We start from the raw sequence: 21399 nt of genomic DNA on the forward strand, positions 1-21399 counted from the left end.
TACTCGAAAAGCAAGCCGCTCGCTATTTTTCACCCGCATGCCCGCATTTCTCCATCTCGAAACAAAACACCGCCCAAGTAGCTTTGGGCGGTGCAGGCTCGTCGAAACTGCCGTGTTGTTACCGATCGGCAGTCTCATCCTTCAACATATCTTGAACAAGCATGCCGGCACGAACACCCTTAAGGTACCACTCGCCTCGCCCGGTCAGGCATATGCCGTTTGCAAGCTGGCCGCCATCATCGTTATAACGAGAAACGACCTCGATAAGGCCATCAGAATCCAAACGGTCGATTGCAGCGCGGGCACGATACGGCGAAACCCCTACGCACTCGGAGAGTGTCTTGCGCGAGAAACCGTACGGCACACCGTTTCCCTTAGATTGCCGAGCAATCTCCATCAGCACCAGCACCTCGACACGCTTCATATCGTTGACACTCGCACGACCCTTGCCCGCCATGGCAGCCTCCTCAAACCGAGCACGAGCATCAAAAGCACCGCGCATGACCGGCGCATCCCTCGATGGCCGGTAACATCCATCATGGGTAGCCCCGCAAAGGATGTATCCACTGAGGTAATTGTATACCGCGCAAATCGCTTTTGGGCAGGTAAACGGCCTAAATTTCGGCAAATATAGCCCTAAAACCCCCTAAGCGCCGCATCGGGTGCGCACTCCGATGCGGCGTCTCATCTCAATCTTAGCGATGGAAGAAACCGCGGCGCTCAAACTTGGGCTCACAGCACACGTTAATGCCCAGCTTGCGCAGCACCGTCTCGTCCGTAGGCGAGATAATCACGCTAAAGAAGGCGTCGCAGCCGCGCAGCTGCTCAAGACCCGAAAGAACACGAGTAGCCGTCTCGCTCGTGGCCGAGGTGATAGAGAGCGCCATGAGCGTCTCGTCGGTGTGGAGACGCGGGTTTTTGCTGCCAAGGAAATGCGTCTTGAGCTTGCTGATAGGCTCAATCGCCTCATCGCTGATGACCTCGAGCTCAAGATCGACGCCCGAAACATGCTTAAGCGCGTTCATGATGAGCGAGCTCGCGGCACCCAGACGCGTTGAGGTCTTTCCGGTCACTACCGAACCGTCCGGCATCACCATGGCACCCACGGGACCGCCCGTCAGTTGCTCCCTGGTGAGAGCAGCCGAGCGTGCCGGCGAATAGTTCTTGTCGATGCCGGCTTTTTTCATAATGAGTTTGAGACGGTCGACCTGCTCATCGCCCACGCCAGTACGGCGCACGCTTTCAACCGCGGCAAAATAGCGGCGCACGATCTCCATCTTGGAGGCATCTCGGCATGCATCGTCATCGGTAATGGCAAAACCGACCATATTGACGCCCATGTCCGTAGGGCTCTGATAGGGGCTCTCGCCCAAGATCTTTTCCATCAGGGCGCGAACAACCGGGAACGCCTCAACGTCTCGGTTGTAGTTGACCGTGGTCTTGTTATATGCCTCAAGGTGGAACGAGTCGATGATGTTGGCGTCATCGAGGTCTGCCGTGGCAGCCTCATAGGCAATGTTCACCGGATGCGTGAGGGGGAGATTCCAGACCGGGAAGGTCTCGAACTTGGCATAGCCGGCAGCGGTGCCATGCTTGTGCTCGTGATACAGCTGCGACAGGCAGGTGGCGAGCTTACCCGAGCCAGGGCCGGGCGCCGTCACGACAACGAGCGGACGCGTGGTCTCGACAAACTCGTTCTTGCCGTAGCCTTCATCAGAAACGATCAGGTCAACATCGTGCGGATAGCCCTCGATGGGATAGTGCAGCTTGGCGGGAATGCCGAGCGCGTTTAGACGATTGCGGAAGACGTCGGCAGCGGGCTGACCGGCATACTGCGTGATGACCACGGCGGCAACGGCAAATCCGTTCCCGCGGAACAGATCGACCAGACGCAGGACGTCCTCGTCATAGGTAATGCCCAAGTCGCCACGGGCCTTGTTCTTCTCGATATGGTTCGCATTGATTGCGATGATGACCTCGACGTCGTCGGCAATGCTCTTGAGCATGCGGAACTTGCTGTCCGGTTCAAAACCCGGCAGCACGCGGCTCGCATGATAGTCATCGAACAGCTTGCCGCCAAACTCCAAATACAGCTTGCCGCCAAACTGCGAGATGCGCTCCTTAATGTGAGCAGCCTGCAGCTCGATATACTTCGCGTTGTCGAAACCCTGGCGCATGTATGGCTCCCGTCCCGTTTCCATTTAATGTCCTAGGCGATTATAGCGGAGCAGACCCTCCCCCACCGACGAGGCCGGAGCAGCTAATTTGGGACGGGGCTTTTCTGACTACCCCCACATAAAGGGGTAGTCAAAAAAGCCCCGTCCCAAATTAGCTGCCCCAAGCGCACTTCCCCTGCACCAGCAATGGCAACATCGCAGGTTGAGCATAAGTCAGACACGGGCGCCAGAGCGAGCAAGCTGCTCCCTGCACCAGCAAGGGAAACGTCGCAGGTTGAGCATAAGTCAGCGAGCGCCGTCCAGAACGTACAAGTTGGCATGAAAAAGGCAAGGCATAGACCTTTTGGTCATGCCTTGCCTTTTGAATGACAAATTGTCGTTCTGGGCGGCGCGCAGCGTCAACTGGTTGCGCGGTTCGTAGAACCGCGCAACATAAGAGCGCCCCCTCCCGCGCACGGAACGGGAGGGGGCTAAAGGTAGGAGTCTACCGGTGGGTGACCCCACCGGACAGACGATGACCAAGTGATCCTCTACAGGATCGTCAAGGTTTCCGTGGGGCACCCGTTGGGTACTTAGATCAACACGCAGGCGACAGTCAGGATGATGGCGCAGACGACGGAGAGAACGACGATGAGCTTAAGGGCAAACTTGAGCCAGGTCGTCCACTCGATCTTGGCCAGGGCGAGACCGCCCATGATGGCACCGGAGGTCGGGGTGAACAGGTTCACGACACCGATGGCGGCGGAGAAGATCATGACCATGACCTCGGGCGAGAAGCCGAGCTTAACAGCCAGCGGTCCCATGATGGGCATGGAGACGGTAGCCATACCAGAGGTCGACGGGATCAGGAAGGACAGGCCGAAGTAGACCAGGAAGCTCATGGGAGCGAAGATCACGCCGGACAGACCAGCCAGGGCATTGGCGGCAGCGTCGAGGACGTAGACGTCGAGACCGGTGTTGGCCATGAGGACGGAGATGCCACGGGCGAGGGCGATGACGAGAACAACGGACATCATGTCGGCAGCGCCGGTGATGAAGGTGTTAACGATCTGCTTCTCGGACAGGCCACCGATGATACCGATCAGGATAGCCATGAGGAAGAACCAGGTGGAAGCCTCGTCGAAGTACCACTGGCCAATGGGCAGGCCGGTGATCAGGGCAGACCAGCCCTGGACGACGGTGTTACCGTCGGCATCGTAGACAGCGCCAGCGTCAAAGAAGTTGGCAACGCCCTCGTTGAGGTCGGCCAGCGGAATGAAGCCGACGATCATGACGACGAAGGTGAAGGCAAAGGCGATCAGAACACCCTTCTGACGACCGGTGAGCTTGACCTCCTTGTTAACCTCGGAAGCAGCCTTGCCGTGAGCCTCTTCGGCGTCCTTGAGCTCCTGCATCGAAAGGATGGTGGAACCCTTGTCAGCCTTGACCTTCTTGGCATAGCCCATGACGAAGAAGATGGAAATGGCCGTGGTAACAATCCACAGGACGGCACCGAGGCCGATGATGATGGACTGGTTGACCTCAATGCCAACGCCGGTCAGAGCGTCGACGGCAGCGCCGACGGCGAACGGGTTAACCGTGGAGCCCAGGCAGCCGCAGCCAGCGCCGAGCAGGACGGTAGCAGCGCCGACCATGGGGTCGAAGCCGGCAGCCATCATGGTAGCGGCGAGCAGGGCGTAGAAGGGAACGGTCTCCTCGCACATACCATAGGTGGTACCACCGAGGGAGAAGATGAGCATAAGGACAGGAACGAGCATGATCTCGTTGCCCTTAAGCTTCTGCACCAGAACGGCGATGCCGTTGTCCAGAGCGCCGGTCTCGGTCATCATACCGAGGAAGCCGCCCAAGATCATAACGAAGAGGCAGACGGGCAGAGCGTCAGCGAAGCCCAGAATCGGGGCGGTGCAGAAATCGCTCAGGCGGGCTGCAGTAACAGCGCCGCCGGACGTGCCGGAGACGATAACGGTAATCACTGCAACAATTGCCAGCAGAGCTAGAAGAATGGTGAACGATGAAGGCATACCGCGCTTTTTCTTAGCGGTCTCAGTCATAGTTCTCATCCCCCCTTCATAAATCATTTAACTTTCTCGCGCGAAGCGGATCTTCCGTGCCGTGCCCACCGCCCGACGCAAGATATTTACCAGACAAACCGCTCGGGGTGTGCAGCAATACACCCCGAGCGAAATGCTTAAAGGCTCTTACTTGAGCGTTGCGTACATGACAGCCTTGATGGTGTGCATGCGGTTCTCGGCCTCGTCGAAAACCTTGGAAGCAGGGCTCTCGAAGACCTCGTCGGTGACCTCCTGCTCGGTAATGCCGAACTGCTCGCACTTCTCGGCGCCAATCGTGGTGTTGGTGTCGTGGAAGCTGGGCAGGCAGTGCAGGAAGATGGCACCCGGGTTGGCCATAGCCATGACCTCGGAGGTGACACGATACGGGGTGAGCTGAGCGATGCGCTCGGCCCAGACCTCGTCAGGCTCGCCCATGGAGACCCACACGTCGGTGTAGATAACGTCGGCACCGGTGACGCCGTCCTTGACGTCGGTGGTCAGCTTGATGGTGCAGTCGTTAGCCTCGGCGATGGGCTTGCAGGCCTCGATGACGTCGTCAGCGGGCATGCACTCCTCGGGGCCACAGGCCACGAAATTCATGCCGAGCTTGGAGCAGACAACCATGAGGGAGCGAGCAACGTTGTTCTTGCAGTCGCCCATGAAGACGAGGGTCTTGCCCTTGATGTCGTAGTTGAAGTTCTCCTGGACGGTCAGGATGTCGGCGAGCATCTGGGTGGGATGCCACTCAGTGGTCAGGCCGTTCCACACGGGCACGCCGGACTTAGCGGCGAGCTCCTCGACGTCGTCCTGGGCAAAACCACGGAACTCGATGCCGTCATACATGCGGCCGAGAACGCGGGCGGTGTCCTCGATGGACTCCTTCTTGCCCATCTGCGACGAACCCGGATCGAGGTAGGTGACGCCCATGCCCAGATCCATGCCGCCGACCTCGAAGGCGCAGCGGGTACGAGTGGAGGTCTTCTGGAAGAGCAGAACGATGTTCTTGCCCTCGAGATAGCGATGCGGAACGCCAGCGCGCTTCATGTCCTTGAAGTTCTTGGAGAGCTTGAGCAGGTACTCGATCTCCTCGGTGGTGAGGTCGAGGAGCTTGAGGAAGCTACGGCCGGAGAGGTTAACACCCATGGTTCGTTTCCTTTCGAAAAATGAATTACGCAAGTATTAGTGTTGCCCGTTTGACGGGCAAAACCGGTGCGGTTGTAGGGGGACCGCACCGGAAACGGAAAGACTTAGAGGTCCTCGCGCCAGAAGGGCATGCTCATGCAGCGCGGGCCGCCACGGCCGCGGGAGAGCTCGGCGGAGGGCACGACGAGAAGGTCCAGGCCCTCCTTGTACAGCACGTCGTTGGTGACGGTGTTGCGGGCGTAGACGCAGATCTTGCCGGGCTCGACGCACAGGGTGTTGGAGCCGTCGTTCCACTGCTCGCGGGAGGCCGCGATCGGGTCGCCGCCGCCGCAGGGGATCAGCTTGACCTGGTCGACGCCGGTGGCGTCCTCCAGGACGTGCTCGAGGGTGTCCTCGATCAGGCGGATGTTCACGTCGCCCGGGTTCTTGCCGGCGGTCAGCTCGTAGACGCGCAGGGTGCCCATGATGGCGGGGTGGATCGTGAACTTATCGACGTCGATCTGGGTGAAGACCGTGTCGAGGTGCATGAAGGCGCGCGAGACCGGGATGTCGAAGGCCAGGATGCGCTCGACCTTGGAGTCGGAGTTCCAGAAGATGTTCTGGGCCATGACGTCGATAGCGGCGGCCTGGGTGCGCTGGGAGATGCCGACGGCGAGGGTCTTCTCGTTGATGTTCAGCACGTCGCCGCCCTCGGTGTGGAACTGGCAGTCGCGGCGGAAGTACAGGGAGACGTCCTTGTAGTCGGGGTGGTACTTGAAGACGTACTTGCCGTACAGGGTCTCGCGGTTGCGGGTGACCGAGTACATGCGGTTGAGGTTGACGCCCTCGCCGACGACCGCGAACGGGTCGCGGGTGAAGTAGAGGTTGGGCATCGGGTCGATGATCAGGTCGGACTCGGACTCGGAGTTGACCAGGGAGTCGAGGGTCGTGGAGGCCGTGAGGGGCATCTCGATCTCGGCCTTGGTCATGCCGGCCATGGTCTTCTTGACGAACTCGAGGTTGTCCTCGATGGAGTCCAGCTTCTCGCGGACGATCTGCGGCATGTGCTTCCCGCGGATGCCGGCCTCGGCGATGTACTGGTCGGTGAACTCGTCGCGGGCGCCGGGGACCTGGTCGAACACCTCGGCGACGAGGTTCTCGAGGTAGAGCACCTCGACGCCCTGGTCCCTCAGGATCTGGGCGAAGGTGTCGTGCTCCTGCTGCGCGACCTCCAGGAACGGGACGTCGTCGAACAGGAGCCGCTCGAGCTCGTCGGGCGGCAGGTTGAGGAGCTCGTCGCCGGGACGGTGCAGGCAGACCTTCCTGAGCTTGCCGATCTCGGAAGGCACGTGCAGACCTTTCGTCATGGCCTCCTACCTTTCTTTCGGGCCCTTGTCAGGGCCGATTCGTTAGCGCCCCTCCGTGTGAGGCGTTATTGCTGACGACATATTTATATCCAAAATCAACCCATACTTCCACCTTGCCCCCGAACGGTTTTTTATAGGGGGTGAACGGCATACACATATACTTCACGCATGGCACACTTCATCTTAATAAAGTGTATTTACGTGCTTAAACGCGTTTTCAATCCAAAAATCAAATGGAACTAAACTTTGTTAAACCACCCTCAGATTGCATATTTCATGCAACGATATGAATAGAATTCGCAATTCTTGCTGTCTCTCAACCATTTTGATTTTTATTCATAAAAAAGTTTGTCCTATTCATTTTTAGCAAACAGATTACCGTTTACCAGACGTTGGATACCGTTCACCGGAAACTTAGTATAAGGCCCGTCGAATACCCGATCGATCTTGCGTCTCCATTTGTAGCAACTTGACTTTTCCGGCGGCAAAGACAAACAGACCCGCTCCCCAAAAGGGGCGGGTCTGCATTCGGTACACCTAGGGCCAAGTAAGGTTTAGGCCTTCGAGGGCCTCAAGGGATTAGCGATCGAACTCGGCCAGTGCCTCGCCCAGAAGCCTCAAGCCCTCGCGAAGAACATTTTCGCTCGCGCAGTAGCCCAGGCGTGCGCCGCAGGGAAGCTCAAAACGGCTGCCGGGCACCAGCAGCACTCCCCTCTCGGACAACAGGCGTTTGCAGAACTCCTCGTCGTCCTCGGGAATATCAAGCTGGATAAACGAGGTAGACACGCCCTGCGGGGCCGTCCAGGAAACGCGATGTTGCGTATCGATCCAAGCCTGCGCGATATCGCGATTGCCAGACACGATCTTGCGGTTGCGCTCGAGAATCTTGTCCTTGTGCTCAAGCACATAGGTCGCCAGGGCATCGTTGAACACGCCGCCGCAGATCATGGTGTAATCGCGATAGGTACGGATGCGATTGGACACCTCTTCGTCGGCCACGACCCAACCCACGCGGGCTGCAGGCGTCGAATAGGTCTTAGACACCGAGTTGGTGACAATGGCCTTCTCATACACGTCGGCCATCGACATAAAGGACTCGGTGTTCTCGAGCGGCAGATACACCTCGTCACACAGCACGTAGGCGCCCACCGAACGGGCGATCTCGGCAATCTGACCGAGCGTATCGGCATCAAGCACCGTACCGATGGGGTTCGATGCGTTATTGATGCAGATGAGTTTCGTGTTGGTGCGAATGAGGCGCTTGAGTTCCTCGATATCGGGTTTCCATCCGAGCTCCTCGCGAAGCTCCCAATACTCGACCTCGGCGCCCAGTGTACGCGGGATCTCATAGAGCGGCGCATAGGTAGGCCACTCGGCGATGACATGATCGCCGGGCTCGACCACGGCAATGATGGCGTTGAGGTTGGCACCCGTGCAGCCGTTGGTCTGCAGAATGTGATCGGGATTGACCTCGCGACGATAGAGCTTGGCGACCTCAGCCTTAAACTCCGGTGAACCCTCGATCCAGCCGTAGTTCATCTTCTCGCGGTCCAGGCGCTCATAGAACGTAGCGCCGTCCTGCTCGTCGAGCGCGCGCAGCTCGCCCATGGTAAGCGACGAGATCGTCGACTGGGCGATATCCCACGTGGCGCTCTTCTCCCAAACGTTGAGCCATTCCTCAACGCCGATTGTCTTGATATCCATGGCTAGGCTCCAATCGCTAGAACACGGGGATGATGCCGGCGAAGGTCATGGGAATGGAGATGATGCCCAAAAGGCAAAGAAGCCGACACCGTTGGGGGGTATCAACGTGACTGCCCCTAGTCATATGGGCCGCCTTATCTGATGTTAATTAAGCTTCATTAAACAAGAATGGGGCGGTGCGAAAGATCCGCACCGCCCCAATGGGAGACATCTAATGGCAGCTAGATGTTTGTTTTAAGACCTGTACGGGTCTTTGAAAACCTTAGAGGTCCTCGCGCCAGAAGGGCATGCTCATGCAGCGCGGGCCGCCACGGCCGCGGGAGAGCTCGGCGGAGGGCACGACGAGAAGGTCCAGGCCCTCCTTGTACAGCACGTCGTTGGTGACGGTGTTGCGGGCGTAGACGCAGATCTTGCCGGGCTCGACGCACAGGGTGTTGGAGCCGTCGTTCCACTGCTCGCGGGAGGCCGCGATCGGGTCGCCGCCGCCGCAGGGGATCAGCTTGACCTGGTCGACGCCGGTGGCGTCCTCCAGGACGTGCTCGAGGGTGTCCTCGATCAGGCGGATGTTCACGTCGCCCGGGTTCTTGCCGGCGGTCAGCTCGTAGACGCGCAGGGTGCCCATGATGGCGGGGTGGATCGTGAACTTATCGACGTCGATCTGGGTGAAGACCGTGTCGAGGTGCATGAAGGCGCGCGAGACCGGGATGTCGAAGGCCAGGATGCGCTCGACCTTGGAGTCGGAGTTCCAGAAGATGTTCTGGGCCATGACGTCGATAGCGGCGGCCTGGGTGCGCTGGGAGATGCCGACGGCGAGGGTCTTCTCGTTGATGTTCAGCACGTCGCCGCCCTCGGTGTGGAACTGGCAGTCGCGGCGGAAGTACAGGGAGACGTCCTTGTAGTCGGGGTGGTACTTGAAGACGTACTTGCCGTACAGGGTCTCGCGGTTGCGGGTGACCGAGTACATGCGGTTGAGGTTGACGCCCTCGCCGACGACCGCGAACGGGTCGCGGGTGAAGTAGAGGTTGGGCATCGGGTCGATGATCAGGTCGGACTCGGACTCGGAGTTGACCAGGGAGTCGAGGGTCGTGGAGGCCGTGAGGGGCATCTCGATCTCGGCCTTGGTCATGCCGGCCATGGTCTTCTTGACGAACTCGAGGTTGTCCTCGATGGAGTCCAGCTTCTCGCGGACGATCTGCGGCATGTGCTTCCCGCGGATGCCGGCCTCGGCGATGTACTGGTCGGTGAACTCGTCGCGGGCGCCGGGGACCTGGTCGAACACCTCGGCGACGAGGTTCTCGAGGTAGAGCACCTCGACGCCCTGGTCCCTCAGGATCTGGGCGAAGGTGTCGTGCTCCTGCTGCGCGACCTCCAGGAACGGGACGTCGTCGAACAGGAGCCGCTCGAGCTCGTCGGGCGGCAGGTTGAGGAGCTCGTCGCCGGGACGGTGCAGGCAGACCTTCCTGAGCTTGCCGATCTCGGAAGGCACGTGCAGACCTTTCGTCATGGCCTCCTACCTTTCTTTCGGGCCCTTGTCAGGGCCGAATGTATCAGCGCCCCTCCGTATGGAGCGCTGCTTGCTGACAGCTCTAGTTATATCCAATTTCCACCCGCAATTCCACCTCGCCCCCGAACGGTCAACAAAGTACGATGAACGGTATATCGCATACGATTTCCCATGATGCACTTCAGTTTCGTAAAGCAGATTTTCCTAGGTAAACCTTATTTTTCTAGGAAATCAAGATTGAACACTCAAAGTTATCCATGATTCAAAATTGCATAGAAAAAACGGTTATCTGCATATAAATGACGCTTGTCCTCGATTCGACCTAAATTCGATTATATTCAGCTTGCTATCATTCTTATTCATACATTCTCACCAGTTGAGTGAGGATATAGATCGCTTGTTCAAAGCACCGGACGTTAGTTCTTCGGATCGTCAGCGTAATAAGTAGGTAAAGATACCGTTCGCGCGATACGTCCGCGCCATAGGTCGACTAAATTGAGACAATAGCAAACAGTGTTAGGCTACCGTCCCTTTGGGGACTGAACGGACAGATGCATATGCCGAGCAAAATCGAAAAGAAGCAGAACGCCGCCAAGCTGCGCAAGAAACCGCGCGATTTCTCGTATACGCAAAATCGAGAGCTTAGCTGGCTGCGCTTTGATAACCGCGTACTCGACGAAGCCTTCGATGAGTCTGTGCCACTGTTCGAGCGCCTTAAGTTCGTCTCGATCTTCGAGTCAAACCTCGACGAGTTTCTCATGGTGCGCGTGGGCGGCTTGTCCGATCTGGCGGAGCTCAAAAAACAGCCCGTCGACAACAAGAGCAATATGACCGCCTCCGAACAGGTCGATGCTGTCATGGCAGAGCTGCCCGGGCTCCTTACCCGCTGGGAGTCGATCTTTAAGAGCATCGAGGACAAGCTCGACGCTTTGGGCGTTCACCGCGCCCGCATCGATTCGCTTACGCCCGAGGAACATACCTTTGTAACCCGCTACTTCCAGGCCTACGTATCACCGGTCATCTCGCCGCTGGTCATCGATCCGCGCCATCCCTTCCCCAACCTGCGCAACGGCGCGCTCTATCTGGCTTGTGGCCTGGACGGCATCACCGACGAGGAGAGCCTGCTGGGCCTTATCGAGATTCCCGCCTCGATGAACCGCGTGGTCGAAATCCCCTCGCCCACCGGCACCTACTCCTACATTCTGCTCGAGGACGTCATCCTCGCCTGCCTGGACAGCTGCTTCGGCTCCTATAAGCCGCTCGACCGCGCGCTCATCCGCGTCACCCGCAACGCCGACATCGATCCGGACGGCGAGGGCGTCGAGGAGGAAGAGGATTACCGCCAGCACATGAAGCGCATCCTCAAGAAGCGCCTGCGCCTGCAGCCGGTGGTACTCGCCGTATCGGGCTCGCTCGAAAAGCCAACGCTCAAGACCATCCGCAAAGCGCTCGAGCTTTCGCGCCGCTCGGTTTTTACCTGCGATATCCCGCTCAACCTGGGCTATGTCTTTGGCATCGAGGGCAAAATACCCGAGCATCTACGCAACGAGTTGCTCTTTACGCCGTTTAGGCCGCAGCCCAACCCCACCATCGATATGACCCGCTCCATCCGCGATCAGGTGCTGCAGCACGACAAGCTGCTCTTTTACCCTTACGAGACCATGAATCCGTTCTTGGACCTGGTGCACGAAGCAGCCTACGACCCCGAGTGCATCTCGCTTCGCATCACGCTCTACCGCGTGGCCAAACAAAGCCGCCTGTGCGAGTCGCTCATCGATGCTGCCGAAAACGGCAAAGAGGTTACAGTGCTCATGGAGCTCCGCGCCCGCTTTGACGAGCAAAACAACATCGAATGGGCCGAGCGGCTGGAAGAAGCCGGCTGCACCGTTATCTACGGCTCCGAGGGCTTTAAATGCCATTCCAAGATCTGCCAGCTCACCTATCGCGAGGGCATGGCGCTTACCCGTCTGACGCTTTTGGGTACCGGCAACTTTAACGAGAAGACGGCCAAGCTCTACAGCGACTTTATGCTCATGACCGCGCATCCCGGCATCGGCGAGGACGCTAACCTGTTCTTCCGCAACCTGTCGCTGGGCAACCTGCGCGGCGACTACCGCTTCCTGGGCGTGGCGCCCGTGGGCCTCAAGCCGCTCATCATGCGCGGCCTGGACCGCGAGATTCAGCGTGCCCTTGTCGGCGAGCCCGCCCGCGTGTTCTTTAAGCTCAACTCGCTTACCGACCGCGAGGTCATCGACAAGATCGCCGAGGCATCGTGTGCCGGTGTGCGCGTGGACATGATCATCCGCGGTATCTCGTGCCTCAAGCCCGGTGTTCCGGGCAAGACCGAGAACGTGCACGTGCGCTCCATCGTCGGACGCTTTTTGGAGCATGCGCGCGTCTATGCCTTTGGCGTGGACTCGGATATGATCTACCTGAGCTCGGCAGACATGATGACGCGCAACACCGAGCACCGCGTGGAGATCGCCTTCCCCGTGCTCGACCCCACCTGCCGCGCCCAGGTGCACGAGTACATGGGCATGCAGCTGCGCGACAACGTGAAGGCACGCAGTCTGACGAGTGACGGCACCTGGATTCCCGTGAAGCGCAAAGAAGGCGAGAACCCCTTCAACTCGCAGGAAGCTCTGCTGGAGCGTGCCTATCGCAACGCCGAGGCCGTCGCCAAGGCAGAACCTACGCTCGCATCCAAGCCTGAGCCCGAACCGCAGCCGGCCGCACCCGAGGTCCAGAAGGTTCAGGCAACCGTCATAGAGCCTGAGTCCGAGCCTGCTCCTCGGCCCCAACCGCAGACGGCCAACCCCGCGTCCGAGAAGGGCGCCCGCCGCGAGAAGCCCGCTGGCAAGACCAAGACCATCGAGCGCCATCGCCCCGGTCGCGTGCGCATGGGACTGGGCCTGATCGGCCTAGGCCTTAAGACGCTCATTACCGGCAAGACGAAATAGACGTTTGTAGAAGCGCCCCGTATTTGAGGAATACCCCAAATACGGGGCGCTTTTCCCTGCTACCATGGTTGCGAACAATACCGCGAATGACAGGCAGGAACATGAAGCTCACCATAGAATCGATGACCTACGGCGCCGACGGACTGGCGCACGCCGACAACAGCAAGGCCGTCTTTGTGCAGGGCGCCGTGGCAGGCGACACCGTCGAGGCCGAGATCGTGCAGGACGGCAAGTCGTTTATGCGCGCCCGCACGACCGAGATTCTGGAGCCGGGCCCCGATCGCATTCAGCCCCCCTGCCCCTTCGTGGGCGTCTGCGGCGGTTGTTCGTGGGGCAATCTCTCGCGCACTGCGCAGCTTGCCGCCAAAGAGCAAAACCTGCGCTCCACGCTCGAGCGCATTGGCAAGTTCGCCCCCGAGCAGGTCAACGATCTTGTCCAGCCCATCCGCCACACCAAGGACGACTGGGGCTACCGCAACAAGATTGAGCTGGAGCCCACCCTCGTTAACGGCCGCGTTCGCCTTGGCATGCACGGCGTCGATCCCAGCAAGATCGTCACCGTAGATTCGTGCCCGCTGTTCGATAAGCGTTTTCCCAAGGCGCTCAAATCGGTCGTCGGCGCGCTCAACTATCTGAGCGGCAGTCACGATCTGGGTCTGGAGCGCGTGGGCATTCGCGCTTCGCGTCGCACCAAGGCACTCGAGGTCGCACTTTGGACGCCCACGGGCTCCTTCCCGCGCTCGCAGGTCTCGCGCGTGTTGGCAGACGCCGCTCGCCCCACGAGCGTAGTGCGCGTCATGAGCAAGGGCGAGAAGAAGGCCCGCCGCGTCTCCAAGGTGGAGATGCTCGCCGGCGAGGGCTCCTGGACCGAGAACATCGCCGACGGCCAGATGCGCCTTTCGGCCCCATCGTTTTTCCAGGTCAACACCAAGGGCGCCGAGATTTTGATCGAGCTTGTCATGGAGGCGCTCGACCCGCAAGAAGATGAGCTTTCCATGGATCTGTACTGCGGCGCCGGCACCTTTACCCTACCGCTCGCCCGCCGCTGTGATTTTGTTGCCGCCGTCGAGGCCTACGGCCCGGCCGTGCGCGACCTGCGCCGCAACCTCGAGATCAACAAGCTCGATAACGTCGATGTTATCGGCGGCGATGCCGTGCGCGAGTTCCCCGACCAGGATGCCGATGTCCTGGTGGTCGACCCGCCGCGTGCAGGTCTGGCACCCGAGGCAATCGACCTCATCGCCAGCACGAGCGCCCGCGACGTGGCCTACGTGAGCTGTGATCCGGCGACTTTGGCACGCGATCTTAAGCGCTTTGTCGAGGAAGGCACCTTCTCCCCCGTCAAGATCACGCCGGTCGACCTGTTCCCGCAAACCTTCCACTGCGAAACCGTCGCCCATCTCAAGCGCAACTAGACTGTTTGCCCAAGACCACACCCGATGATTTTTCTGGGACGGGGATAAAAATAAATTTGTTCCGAATGATTATTTAATCCCCGTCCCGAAATTAAACCGCCCCCCATTTCTTGGACATTGAACTGTCGCCCGAGAAAGCTAAACGCCTTCTGGCAGGTTGTCCCGGGCCGAGGGCGGCCGCCTCGACCGCCCTCGGCCCTCACCCACCTCAACTGCCCTCAACTACATAGAGCTGGTCGACATAGAGCTGGTCGAGAAGGACCCAAGCTAGCGGGCGCCTTCCTCGTCGTCGTTGGGCCGGTAGGTGATGAACTCGATGACGAAGGCCAGGACGGCAGAGACGAGCGAGGCGATGATCGCGAAGATCATGTGGGAGATTCCGGCGCCACCAGGGGTCCCGTCGATGAAGTTGAGCAGGTTGAAGACACCGAGGCCACCCGAGATGTACATGAGGGCGCCCGTCATTCCCACGATGGCGCCGCCCACGGCGGAGCTCAGGCATGCCACGACGAACGCGCGCTTGTTGGGGAGGGCGATGCCGTAGATGCCCGGCTCGGTGACGCCGAAGAAGAAGGCGGAGATCATCGCGGGAAGGGCGATGCCGCGGAAGCGCTCGTCCTTGTTTCTGAGATACATGGCAAAGATGACCGCTCCGAGCGCGAACCCGTGGCCGACGGTGGCGGCGAGCACGCTGTCGTGGCCGAGGGTGTTCAGGTTCATGATGGAGATGGGGATGAGGATGAGGCTCCAGTGGAAGCCAAAGATGACGAGGCACATCCACAGTCCGCCGACCAGGGCGCTGCCCAAGACGGAACCAACCACGGGAAGCTGGAAGATGAACGAGAACGCCACGCTCAGCAGGTTGGTGATGAGGGTGGCCACCGGGCCGATGACGAGGTAGCCCAAGACGATGGAGACCGTCATCGTGGCGAGCGGGACGAGGAACATCTTGAGCGCAGCCGGCATCCAGCTCTTGAGCCAGCGCTCAATGATAGAGCCGAACCACACCATGAGAAGGACGGGAATCACCGAGCTCACGTAGCCGGACACGGGCATGATGATGGGGACCCCGAGGGCGGTGGCGTACCACGAGAACGTGCCGGCCATGCCGAGGTCGATGCTGCCGAGCGCCTCGCCCGAGGTCAGGGCGACCATCGTCGGGTAGAGGAGCGCCACGCCGATTGCCACGCCGGTGAACTCGTTCATGCGGAACTTGCGCGCGGCACTGAACGCCAGGGCGACGGGAAGGAAGTAGAAGAAGCCGTCAGCCACGGTGTAGAGCAGCGTGTAGAGGCCGTCGTTTGCAAAGGCCGGGACGAAGTAGGTGATGAGGGCGAGCAGTCCCTTCATGATGCCTGCGGCGGCAAGCGGTCCCAGGATGGGCTGGAAGATGCCAGAGATGAGGTCGATGATGACGGAGGCAACGGTCTTATCGCCCTGGGGCTCGTCATCGGCGCTTGCGCCGCCCGAGAAGTTACCGGCCTCCAGGACCGCGTCGTAGACGTCCTCGACGATGTTACCCACGACCACCTGGTACTGGCCGTTGGCCTGGATGACCTGGATGACGCCCTTGAGGGCCTCGATCTTGGCCGTGTTGGCGCGGGACTCGTCCTTGAGCTTGAAGCGCACGCGCGTGATGCAGTGCGCGACGCTGGCGACGTTCTCGGCGCCGCCTACGTTCTCGAGTATGGATCTGGCCAGATCGTCGTATTTTTCAGCCATTATTTTCTCCTTAGTGATATTGCCCGGGCGGCTAGCCCAGGTCGCCTCCGTTGGTGGCGATGGCCTGTCGGTACCAGTAGAAGCTCTTCTTGCGCCTGCGCTCGAGCGTGCCGTTGCCCAGGTTGTCGCGGTCCACGTAGATGAAGCCGTAGCGCTTCTCCATCTCGCCGGAGCCCGCGCTCACGAGGTCGATCGGCCCCCAGGTGGTGTAGCCGAGCATCTCGACGCCGTCCTGCTCGATGGCGTCGCGCATGGCCTCGATGTGCTCGCGCAGGTAGGCGATACGGTAGTCGTCCTCGATCGTGCCGTCGGGAAGCACCTCGTCATAGGCGCCGAGGCCGTTCTCCACCACAAAGAGCGGCTTTTGGTAGCGGTCCCAGAGGTCGTTGATCGTGATGCGGAACCCCAGCGGGTCGATGACCCAGCCCCAGTCGCTCGTGCGCACGTAGGGGTTCTCCACGCCGGCGAAGGCGTTGCCCTCGGCGACGCCGCCCACGGAATCGGGGTCGCCCGCGGTGCAGCGCGAGGAGTAGTAGCTAAACGAGATGAAGTCGACGGTGTTCTCCGCAAGGATACGCTCGTCCTCGGCGGTCATGCCCACGTCGATGCCCTCGCGCTCGAGCATCTTGAGCGCGTAGCCGGGGTAGTGCCCGCGCGCCTGCACGTCCACGAAGAAGAGGTCCTCCTGGTTCTTAACCTGCGCCGCGCGGACGTCCTCGGGGCGGCAGGAGTAGGGGTAGTAGCTTCCCGCGGCGAGCATGCAGCCCACCTTGTTCTCCGGGTCGACCTCGTGGGCGATCTTGGTGGCCCAGGCGCTGGCCACGAGCTCGTTGTGCGCGGCGCGGTACTCGGCCTCGCGGGCATTCTCCCCGGGCTCGAGGACGATGCCGGCACCCATGAAGGGACGGTGCAAGATCATGTTCATCTCGTTGAACGTGATCCACCAGCGCACGAGGCCGCGGTAGCGGTTGAAGAGCACCGTCACGAGCCGCTTGTAGAGTTCAATAAGGGTGCGGTTTCGCCAGGCGCCGTACTTCTTGACGAGGTGGATGGGGCAGTCGAAGTGCGTGATGGTCACGAGGGGCTCGATCCCGTGCTCGCGGCAGCAGCGGAACACGTCCTCGTAGAAGGCGAGCCCGGCCTCGTTGGGCTCCTCCTCGTCGCCGTTGGGGAAGATGCGACTCCAGGCGATGGAGAGGCGAAAGACCTTGAAGCCCATCTCCGCGAAGAGGGCTATGTCCTCGCGGTAGCGGTGGTAGAAGTCGATGCCCGTCTGGGCCGGGTAGTAGTACCCGGGCTCGAAGTCGAGCATGCGCCTCAGGCCGCGGCTCACGTCGTTGCGCTCCGGCCCGTGTGGAATGACGTCGACATTGGCAAGGCCGCGGCCGCCCTCGTCATAACCTCCCTCGCATTGGTTGGCGGCGGTGGCTCCTCCCCAAAGGAACCCTTTTGGAAATGGCATGGTGCCTCCTTCTCTCTGGCGTCCCCACCTCTGCGGGGGACGCTTTAATAACGTCCTTGCGACCTCACGCGCCGGGCCCGTGGCCCTTTCCCTGATGCGCGCGGGCCGCCTGTGAAGGGATGACTAGCTGATGGCTTGTCCTGCGGCGGCGCGACGTGCCTCCCGGCCTCCAAGCAGGGAGGGGACCTGCGCCAGGCACACGCCGGCGAGGATGATGGCGACGCCCAGCCACTCGACGACGCCGAGCGGCTCGCCGAGGACGATCATGGCGATGAGCAGGCCGGCGGGGAGTTCCGCGGCGGCCATGACTGTGGAGAGGCCCGCGGGCAGGTGCGGAGAGCCCATGCCGAAGAGCAGGACCGGGCAGAGCATGCCAAAGAAGCCGGCGATGACGGCAAAGGGCAGGATGCCCTGGACGAGGACGCCCGAGACGACGTAGTCCGGGCACACCGTGAGCGACATGACCACGGAGCCCGCGCATACGATGACGCCACGCTGCTCGGACGAGCAGGGGGCCTCGACCTTGCCGGAGAGGGTGACAAAGAGGGAGCAGGACACGGCCGCCCCCAGCGCGCAGAGCAGGGCCACGGGGTCGTACCCGGTGATGCCGGTCTTGTAAACGCCGCTGGCGAACACCGTTCCGAAGACGATGACCAAGGCGGAGACCACTTGGAGGGCCCTCGGCGGTCGGCGCGTCATGACGGTCTGCCACAGGAGCCCCAGCCACGTGAACTGGAAGAGGAGCGTGAGCGCCACCGGGGCGGGCAGCACGCTCATGGCGTAGCAGTAAAGGATTGAGGTGAGGCAGGTGAGGGCTCCCAGGCCCATGAGCTTGAGGGCGAGCTTCCAGCCCACGCGCTGCCATCGGTGCCCGAGTGCGTTGCCCGCGAGTGTGGCGAGGGCGAAGAAGAGGCAGCCGAACCACGCCTGGCTCGCCACCACCTGCACCGAGGTGAAGCCCGCGGCGTAGGCGAGCTTGTAGGTCGTGGCCATCGCGCCGTAGCAGGCGCCGCCCGCAAAGACCTGGAGCGCCGCCTTGGCCTGTCCCGCGCCCGTGGCTCCTACCCCGGCGGCCTGTTGCTTGATTGTGTTTGTTCCTGCCATTAGGCTCCCTTCCGTCTGCTGTCTTGCAGATGCACGTCTCGTGCGTCTGTTCCCTGCAGTCGGAAGGTGGGCTCGTGCGGTCTTCTGGCGGTGCATGTGGCACCTGCTGCCAAGACGAAAAAAGCCACGCAACCGACTGCTCGGTTGCGTGGCAAAAAGGTGGCTAGCGCCCAGAAAAGTCCACGCGTTTTTAGACTGGGACAAAGTACTACAACAGGTGAGATTCCGTCAAGAAAAACCGAGGAAAAAAATGAGTCTCTGCCCGCCGTACCTGTGGCGGTCGTTCCCCGAACGGGGCGGTGTGTTGGGGACGGTCTCGATCTGTAACAGTAAGACCCGGTTTTGGTCCGTAGATGTTACAGATTTAGACGTTTTGTCGGGGCGGTTTCCGTTTGTCTTGATCTGTAACAGTTAGGGGTCAAAAGTGGGCCTAGATGTTACAGATCGAGATTGTTGAGGATGGGTGAGGGTAGCTAAAATAGCCCCGTCCCCTTTTAAACATTGGGAAATCGAGCGTGGCAAGCATAGGCCTTCGGGGTATAAGACGGCTAATTGTATGCCGCCTTACGAAAGGAACTCTCATGCCCAGCGTTGCCGTTCTCGCCGCCGATGGTTTTGAAACTATTGAATGCCTGACCATGGTCGATGTCATGCGTCGCGGCGGCGTGCGCGCCACGCTCGTCTCGATCATGCCCACACGCGAGGTCGTGAGCTCGCTGCAGATTCCCGTGACCTGCGATGCGCTCTTTGATGAGATCAACTTTGAGGAGTACGACTGCATCGTGCTGCCCGGCGGCCTGCCCGGAGCCACCAACTTGCGCGCCGACCAGCGTGTCTGCGATGTAGTCTGCGAGTTCGCCGCAACCAAGCACGTTGCCGCCATCTGCGCCGCCCCGTTTATCCTGGGCGAGCTTGGTCTGCTCGAGGGACGCCGAGCCACGTGCTTCCCCGGCTTTGAGAAGAGCTTCCCCGAGGGTGCTTATACCGGCGAGAAGGTCACGCAAGACGGCAACATCATCACTGCCAGCGGCATGGCACAGTCACTTCCCTTTGCCTTGGAGCTGCTGCGCACACTCGCCGGCGACAAGGCCGTCGAGAAGGTTGCCGAGGGCATCCAGCTATGATTTTGGCTTCGCAATCGCCGCGCCGCATAGAGCTGATGCGCGAGGCGGGCTATGACGTTCGCGTAATTCCCGCAGATATCGACGAAACACCTTTTGATGGCGAAGCTCCGCTTACGCTTGTCGAACGCTTGGCACGCGCCAAAGCCGCTGCCGTTGCCTCCGAGCACGCCGAACCCAACGAACTGACTGTCGCAGCCGATACCATTGTCACCTTTGACGGGCAAATTTTGGGCAAGCCGGCAGACGAGAACGAGGCACGCACCATGCTCCGCGAGCTTTCGGGCCGCACGCACCAGGTGGCAACCGGCGTCTGCATCGTTAAAGCCGGCGACGCGGCGGCTCCGCATGCCGCCGAAAGTCTGTCGTTTGTCGATGTGACCGACGTGACGTTCTATGAGCTTACCGAGGAGCAGATCGGGCACTATGTTGCCTCCGGCGAACCCATGGACAAGGCCGGAGCCTACGGTATCCAGGGCACAGGCGGCCGCATGCTCGTGCATGACATTTCGGGCGACTTCTACAACGTGGTGGGCTTACCCATCGCTCGCGTCGCACGTGCGATTCAAAAACTCTCGTAATTGCATCTGGCGCTGGGTATCCCCCGGCGCCTACAATTTTGCCGTACCGTACGGATCCCGACCGAGCATAAGGCCCGGCGGAAAACCGATAGGAGAAAACATGGACACACTGCTCGAAGCCATTGACGTTTGCGATATCGATGGCTTTTGCTTTGGCAACTATACAGACGGGGAGGCCGGCACCGGCTGCACCGTAATCGTGGCGCCCGAGGGTGCCACCGGCGGCGTTGACGTACGTGGTGGCGCTCCCGCTTCGCGCGAGACCGATCTGCTGCGTCCCGAGAACACCGTCGATAAGGTCCACGCCGTCTGCCTTTCGGGCGGTTCGGCCTTTGGTCTCGAAGCGGCAAGCGGCGTGGCCCGCGAACTCGAGAGCCGCGGCATCGGTCTGCCCGTCGGCCCCACGCAGGTGCCCATCGTGTGTTCCAGCTGCATCTTCGACCTCGCCTTTGGCGATCCCACCGTGCGTCCCGACATTGAGGCCGGTATCGCCGCCGTGCGCGAGGCGCTCGACCATACCCCCACCACACTCGATCAGGGCAATGTAGGTGCCGGCACCGGCGCCACCGTAGGCAAGCTCATGGGGCCCGCCACCTGCATGAAGGCTGGCCTTGGAGCTGCTGCCGTGGCACTCGGCACCGTCAAGGTGGGCGCCGTGGTCTCGGTCAACGCCTGTGGCAACGTGGTCGACCCGACCACCGGCGAGTGGGTGGCCGGCATGCGCGCCGCAGCCGATAGCGACCAGATCGTCGACATGGAGCTCGCCGCCCTTGCCGCCGCCGGCTCTATGAAAATGCCACTCGACCGCACCAACACCACCATCAGCTGCATCGTCACCAACGTGGAGCTCACTAAGGCCCAGGCCACCAAGGTCTCCCAGATGGCCGCAGACGCCTATGCACACGCCATCCGCCCCACACACACCACCAACGACGGTGACACCATCTACACCCTTGCCAGCGGCAAGCTGGGCAGCCAGGCAAGCGCCGCCGTTCCCCTAGACCTGCTGGGCATGCTCGCCGTAAGGGCCCTGGAAACCGCCATCGTAAACGGAGCCAAAACCGCCAAAACATCCCACGGCATCCCCGGCGTTGCGAAGTAAATTAGCT

The 21399-nt window shown here is 60.7% G+C and carries 15 protein-coding genes; 5 read left to right on the forward strand and 10 right to left on the reverse strand.

Going from position 1 to position 21399, the window contains the following annotated elements:
- Positions 1–118: 118 nt before the first annotated feature.
- From ACTQVX_RS00545 to arcA (ACTQVX_RS00575), 7 genes are all read right to left on the reverse strand, one after another.
- Positions 119–502 carry a hypothetical protein gene (locus ACTQVX_RS00545; protein WP_154515229.1) on the reverse strand — a complete coding sequence of 128 codons (384 nt, stop codon included), beginning with the start codon at positions 500–502 and terminating at the stop codon, positions 119–121.
- A 193-nt stretch (positions 503–695) separates the two neighbouring features.
- Entirely contained in the window at positions 696–2177 is a 1482-nt protein-coding gene (locus tag ACTQVX_RS00550) for a DUF1846 domain-containing protein (RefSeq protein WP_154515227.1), read from the reverse strand.
- A gap of 572 nt (positions 2178–2749) precedes the next feature.
- The gene (locus ACTQVX_RS00555; RefSeq protein ID WP_441540634.1) at positions 2750–4237 is read right to left on the reverse strand and encodes a YfcC family protein; all 1488 of its coding nucleotides are present in this window, start codon (positions 4235–4237) and stop codon (positions 2750–2752) included.
- Positions 4238–4375: 138 nt separating this feature from the next.
- On the reverse strand, positions 4376–5371 hold the full coding sequence (gene argF, locus ACTQVX_RS00560) for an ornithine carbamoyltransferase (RefSeq protein ID WP_154515223.1): 996 nt from the start codon (positions 5369–5371) through the stop codon (positions 4376–4378).
- Positions 5372–5475: 104 nt separating this feature from the next.
- Positions 5476–6717, reverse strand: a complete 1242-nt coding sequence (gene arcA, locus ACTQVX_RS00565; protein WP_427719164.1) for an arginine deiminase — start codon at positions 6715–6717, stop codon at positions 5476–5478.
- Positions 6718–7296: 579 nt separating this feature from the next.
- Complete coding sequence (locus tag ACTQVX_RS00570; RefSeq protein ID WP_441559897.1) at positions 7297–8421, reverse strand: aminotransferase; 1125 nt, start codon at positions 8419–8421, stop codon at positions 7297–7299.
- Between the two features lie 262 nt (positions 8422–8683).
- Positions 8684–9925: an arginine deiminase gene (arcA, locus tag ACTQVX_RS00575; protein WP_427719164.1), complete on the reverse strand. Its 1242-nt coding sequence runs from the start codon at positions 9923–9925 to the stop codon at positions 8684–8686.
- A gap of 551 nt (positions 9926–10476) precedes the next feature.
- Between arcA (ACTQVX_RS00575) and ppk1 the strand changes: the two genes are divergently transcribed.
- Together ppk1 and rlmD are read left to right on the forward strand one after the other, a co-directional pair.
- Positions 10477–12885: a polyphosphate kinase 1 gene (gene ppk1, locus ACTQVX_RS00580; RefSeq protein WP_441559899.1), complete on the forward strand. Its 2409-nt coding sequence runs from the start codon at positions 10477–10479 to the stop codon at positions 12883–12885.
- An 86-nt stretch (positions 12886–12971) separates the two neighbouring features.
- Positions 12972–14300, forward strand: coding sequence for a 23S rRNA (uracil(1939)-C(5))-methyltransferase RlmD (gene rlmD, locus ACTQVX_RS00585; protein ID WP_441559901.1), 1329 nt, complete (start codon positions 12972–12974; stop codon positions 14298–14300).
- Between the two features lie 267 nt (positions 14301–14567).
- Here rlmD and ACTQVX_RS00590 read toward each other — a convergent pair whose 3' ends face one another.
- The 3 genes from ACTQVX_RS00590 to ACTQVX_RS00600 all read right to left on the reverse strand — a co-directional run bounded on the left by ACTQVX_RS00590 (position 14568) and on the right by ACTQVX_RS00600 (position 18588).
- Positions 14568–16022, reverse strand: coding sequence for a PTS transporter subunit EIIC (locus ACTQVX_RS00590; RefSeq protein WP_441559903.1), 1455 nt, complete (start codon positions 16020–16022; stop codon positions 14568–14570).
- 31 nt (positions 16023–16053) lie between these two features.
- Positions 16054–17484, reverse strand: coding sequence for a 6-phospho-beta-glucosidase (locus tag ACTQVX_RS00595; protein WP_441044763.1), 1431 nt, complete (start codon positions 17482–17484; stop codon positions 16054–16056).
- Between the two features lie 123 nt (positions 17485–17607).
- Positions 17608–18588 carry an EamA/RhaT family transporter gene (locus ACTQVX_RS00600; RefSeq protein ID WP_441559905.1) on the reverse strand — a complete coding sequence of 327 codons (981 nt, stop codon included), beginning with the start codon at positions 18586–18588 and terminating at the stop codon, positions 17608–17610.
- A gap of 581 nt (positions 18589–19169) precedes the next feature.
- On the opposite strand from ACTQVX_RS00600, the gene ACTQVX_RS00605 reads away from it, so the two are divergent.
- The 3 genes from ACTQVX_RS00605 (at position 19170) to ACTQVX_RS00615 (ending at position 21392) form a co-directional block, all read left to right on the forward strand.
- Positions 19170–19712: a DJ-1 family glyoxalase III gene (locus ACTQVX_RS00605; RefSeq protein ID WP_427718432.1), complete on the forward strand. Its 543-nt coding sequence runs from the start codon at positions 19170–19172 to the stop codon at positions 19710–19712.
- Positions 19709–20290, forward strand: coding sequence for a Maf family protein (locus tag ACTQVX_RS00610; protein ID WP_441015717.1), 582 nt, complete (start codon positions 19709–19711; stop codon positions 20288–20290). The genes ACTQVX_RS00605 and ACTQVX_RS00610 overlap by 4 nt, the downstream gene beginning before the upstream one ends.
- 100 nt (positions 20291–20390) lie before the next feature.
- Positions 20391–21392, forward strand: a complete 1002-nt coding sequence (locus ACTQVX_RS00615; RefSeq protein WP_441559907.1) for a P1 family peptidase — start codon at positions 20391–20393, stop codon at positions 21390–21392.
- The last annotated feature ends 7 nt before the right edge of the window (positions 21393–21399 follow it).

The sequence above is a fragment of the Collinsella sp. LCP19S3_A6 genome (assembly GCF_052122015.1).
Taxonomy (GTDB): Bacteria; Actinomycetota; Coriobacteriia; order Coriobacteriales; family Coriobacteriaceae; genus Collinsella.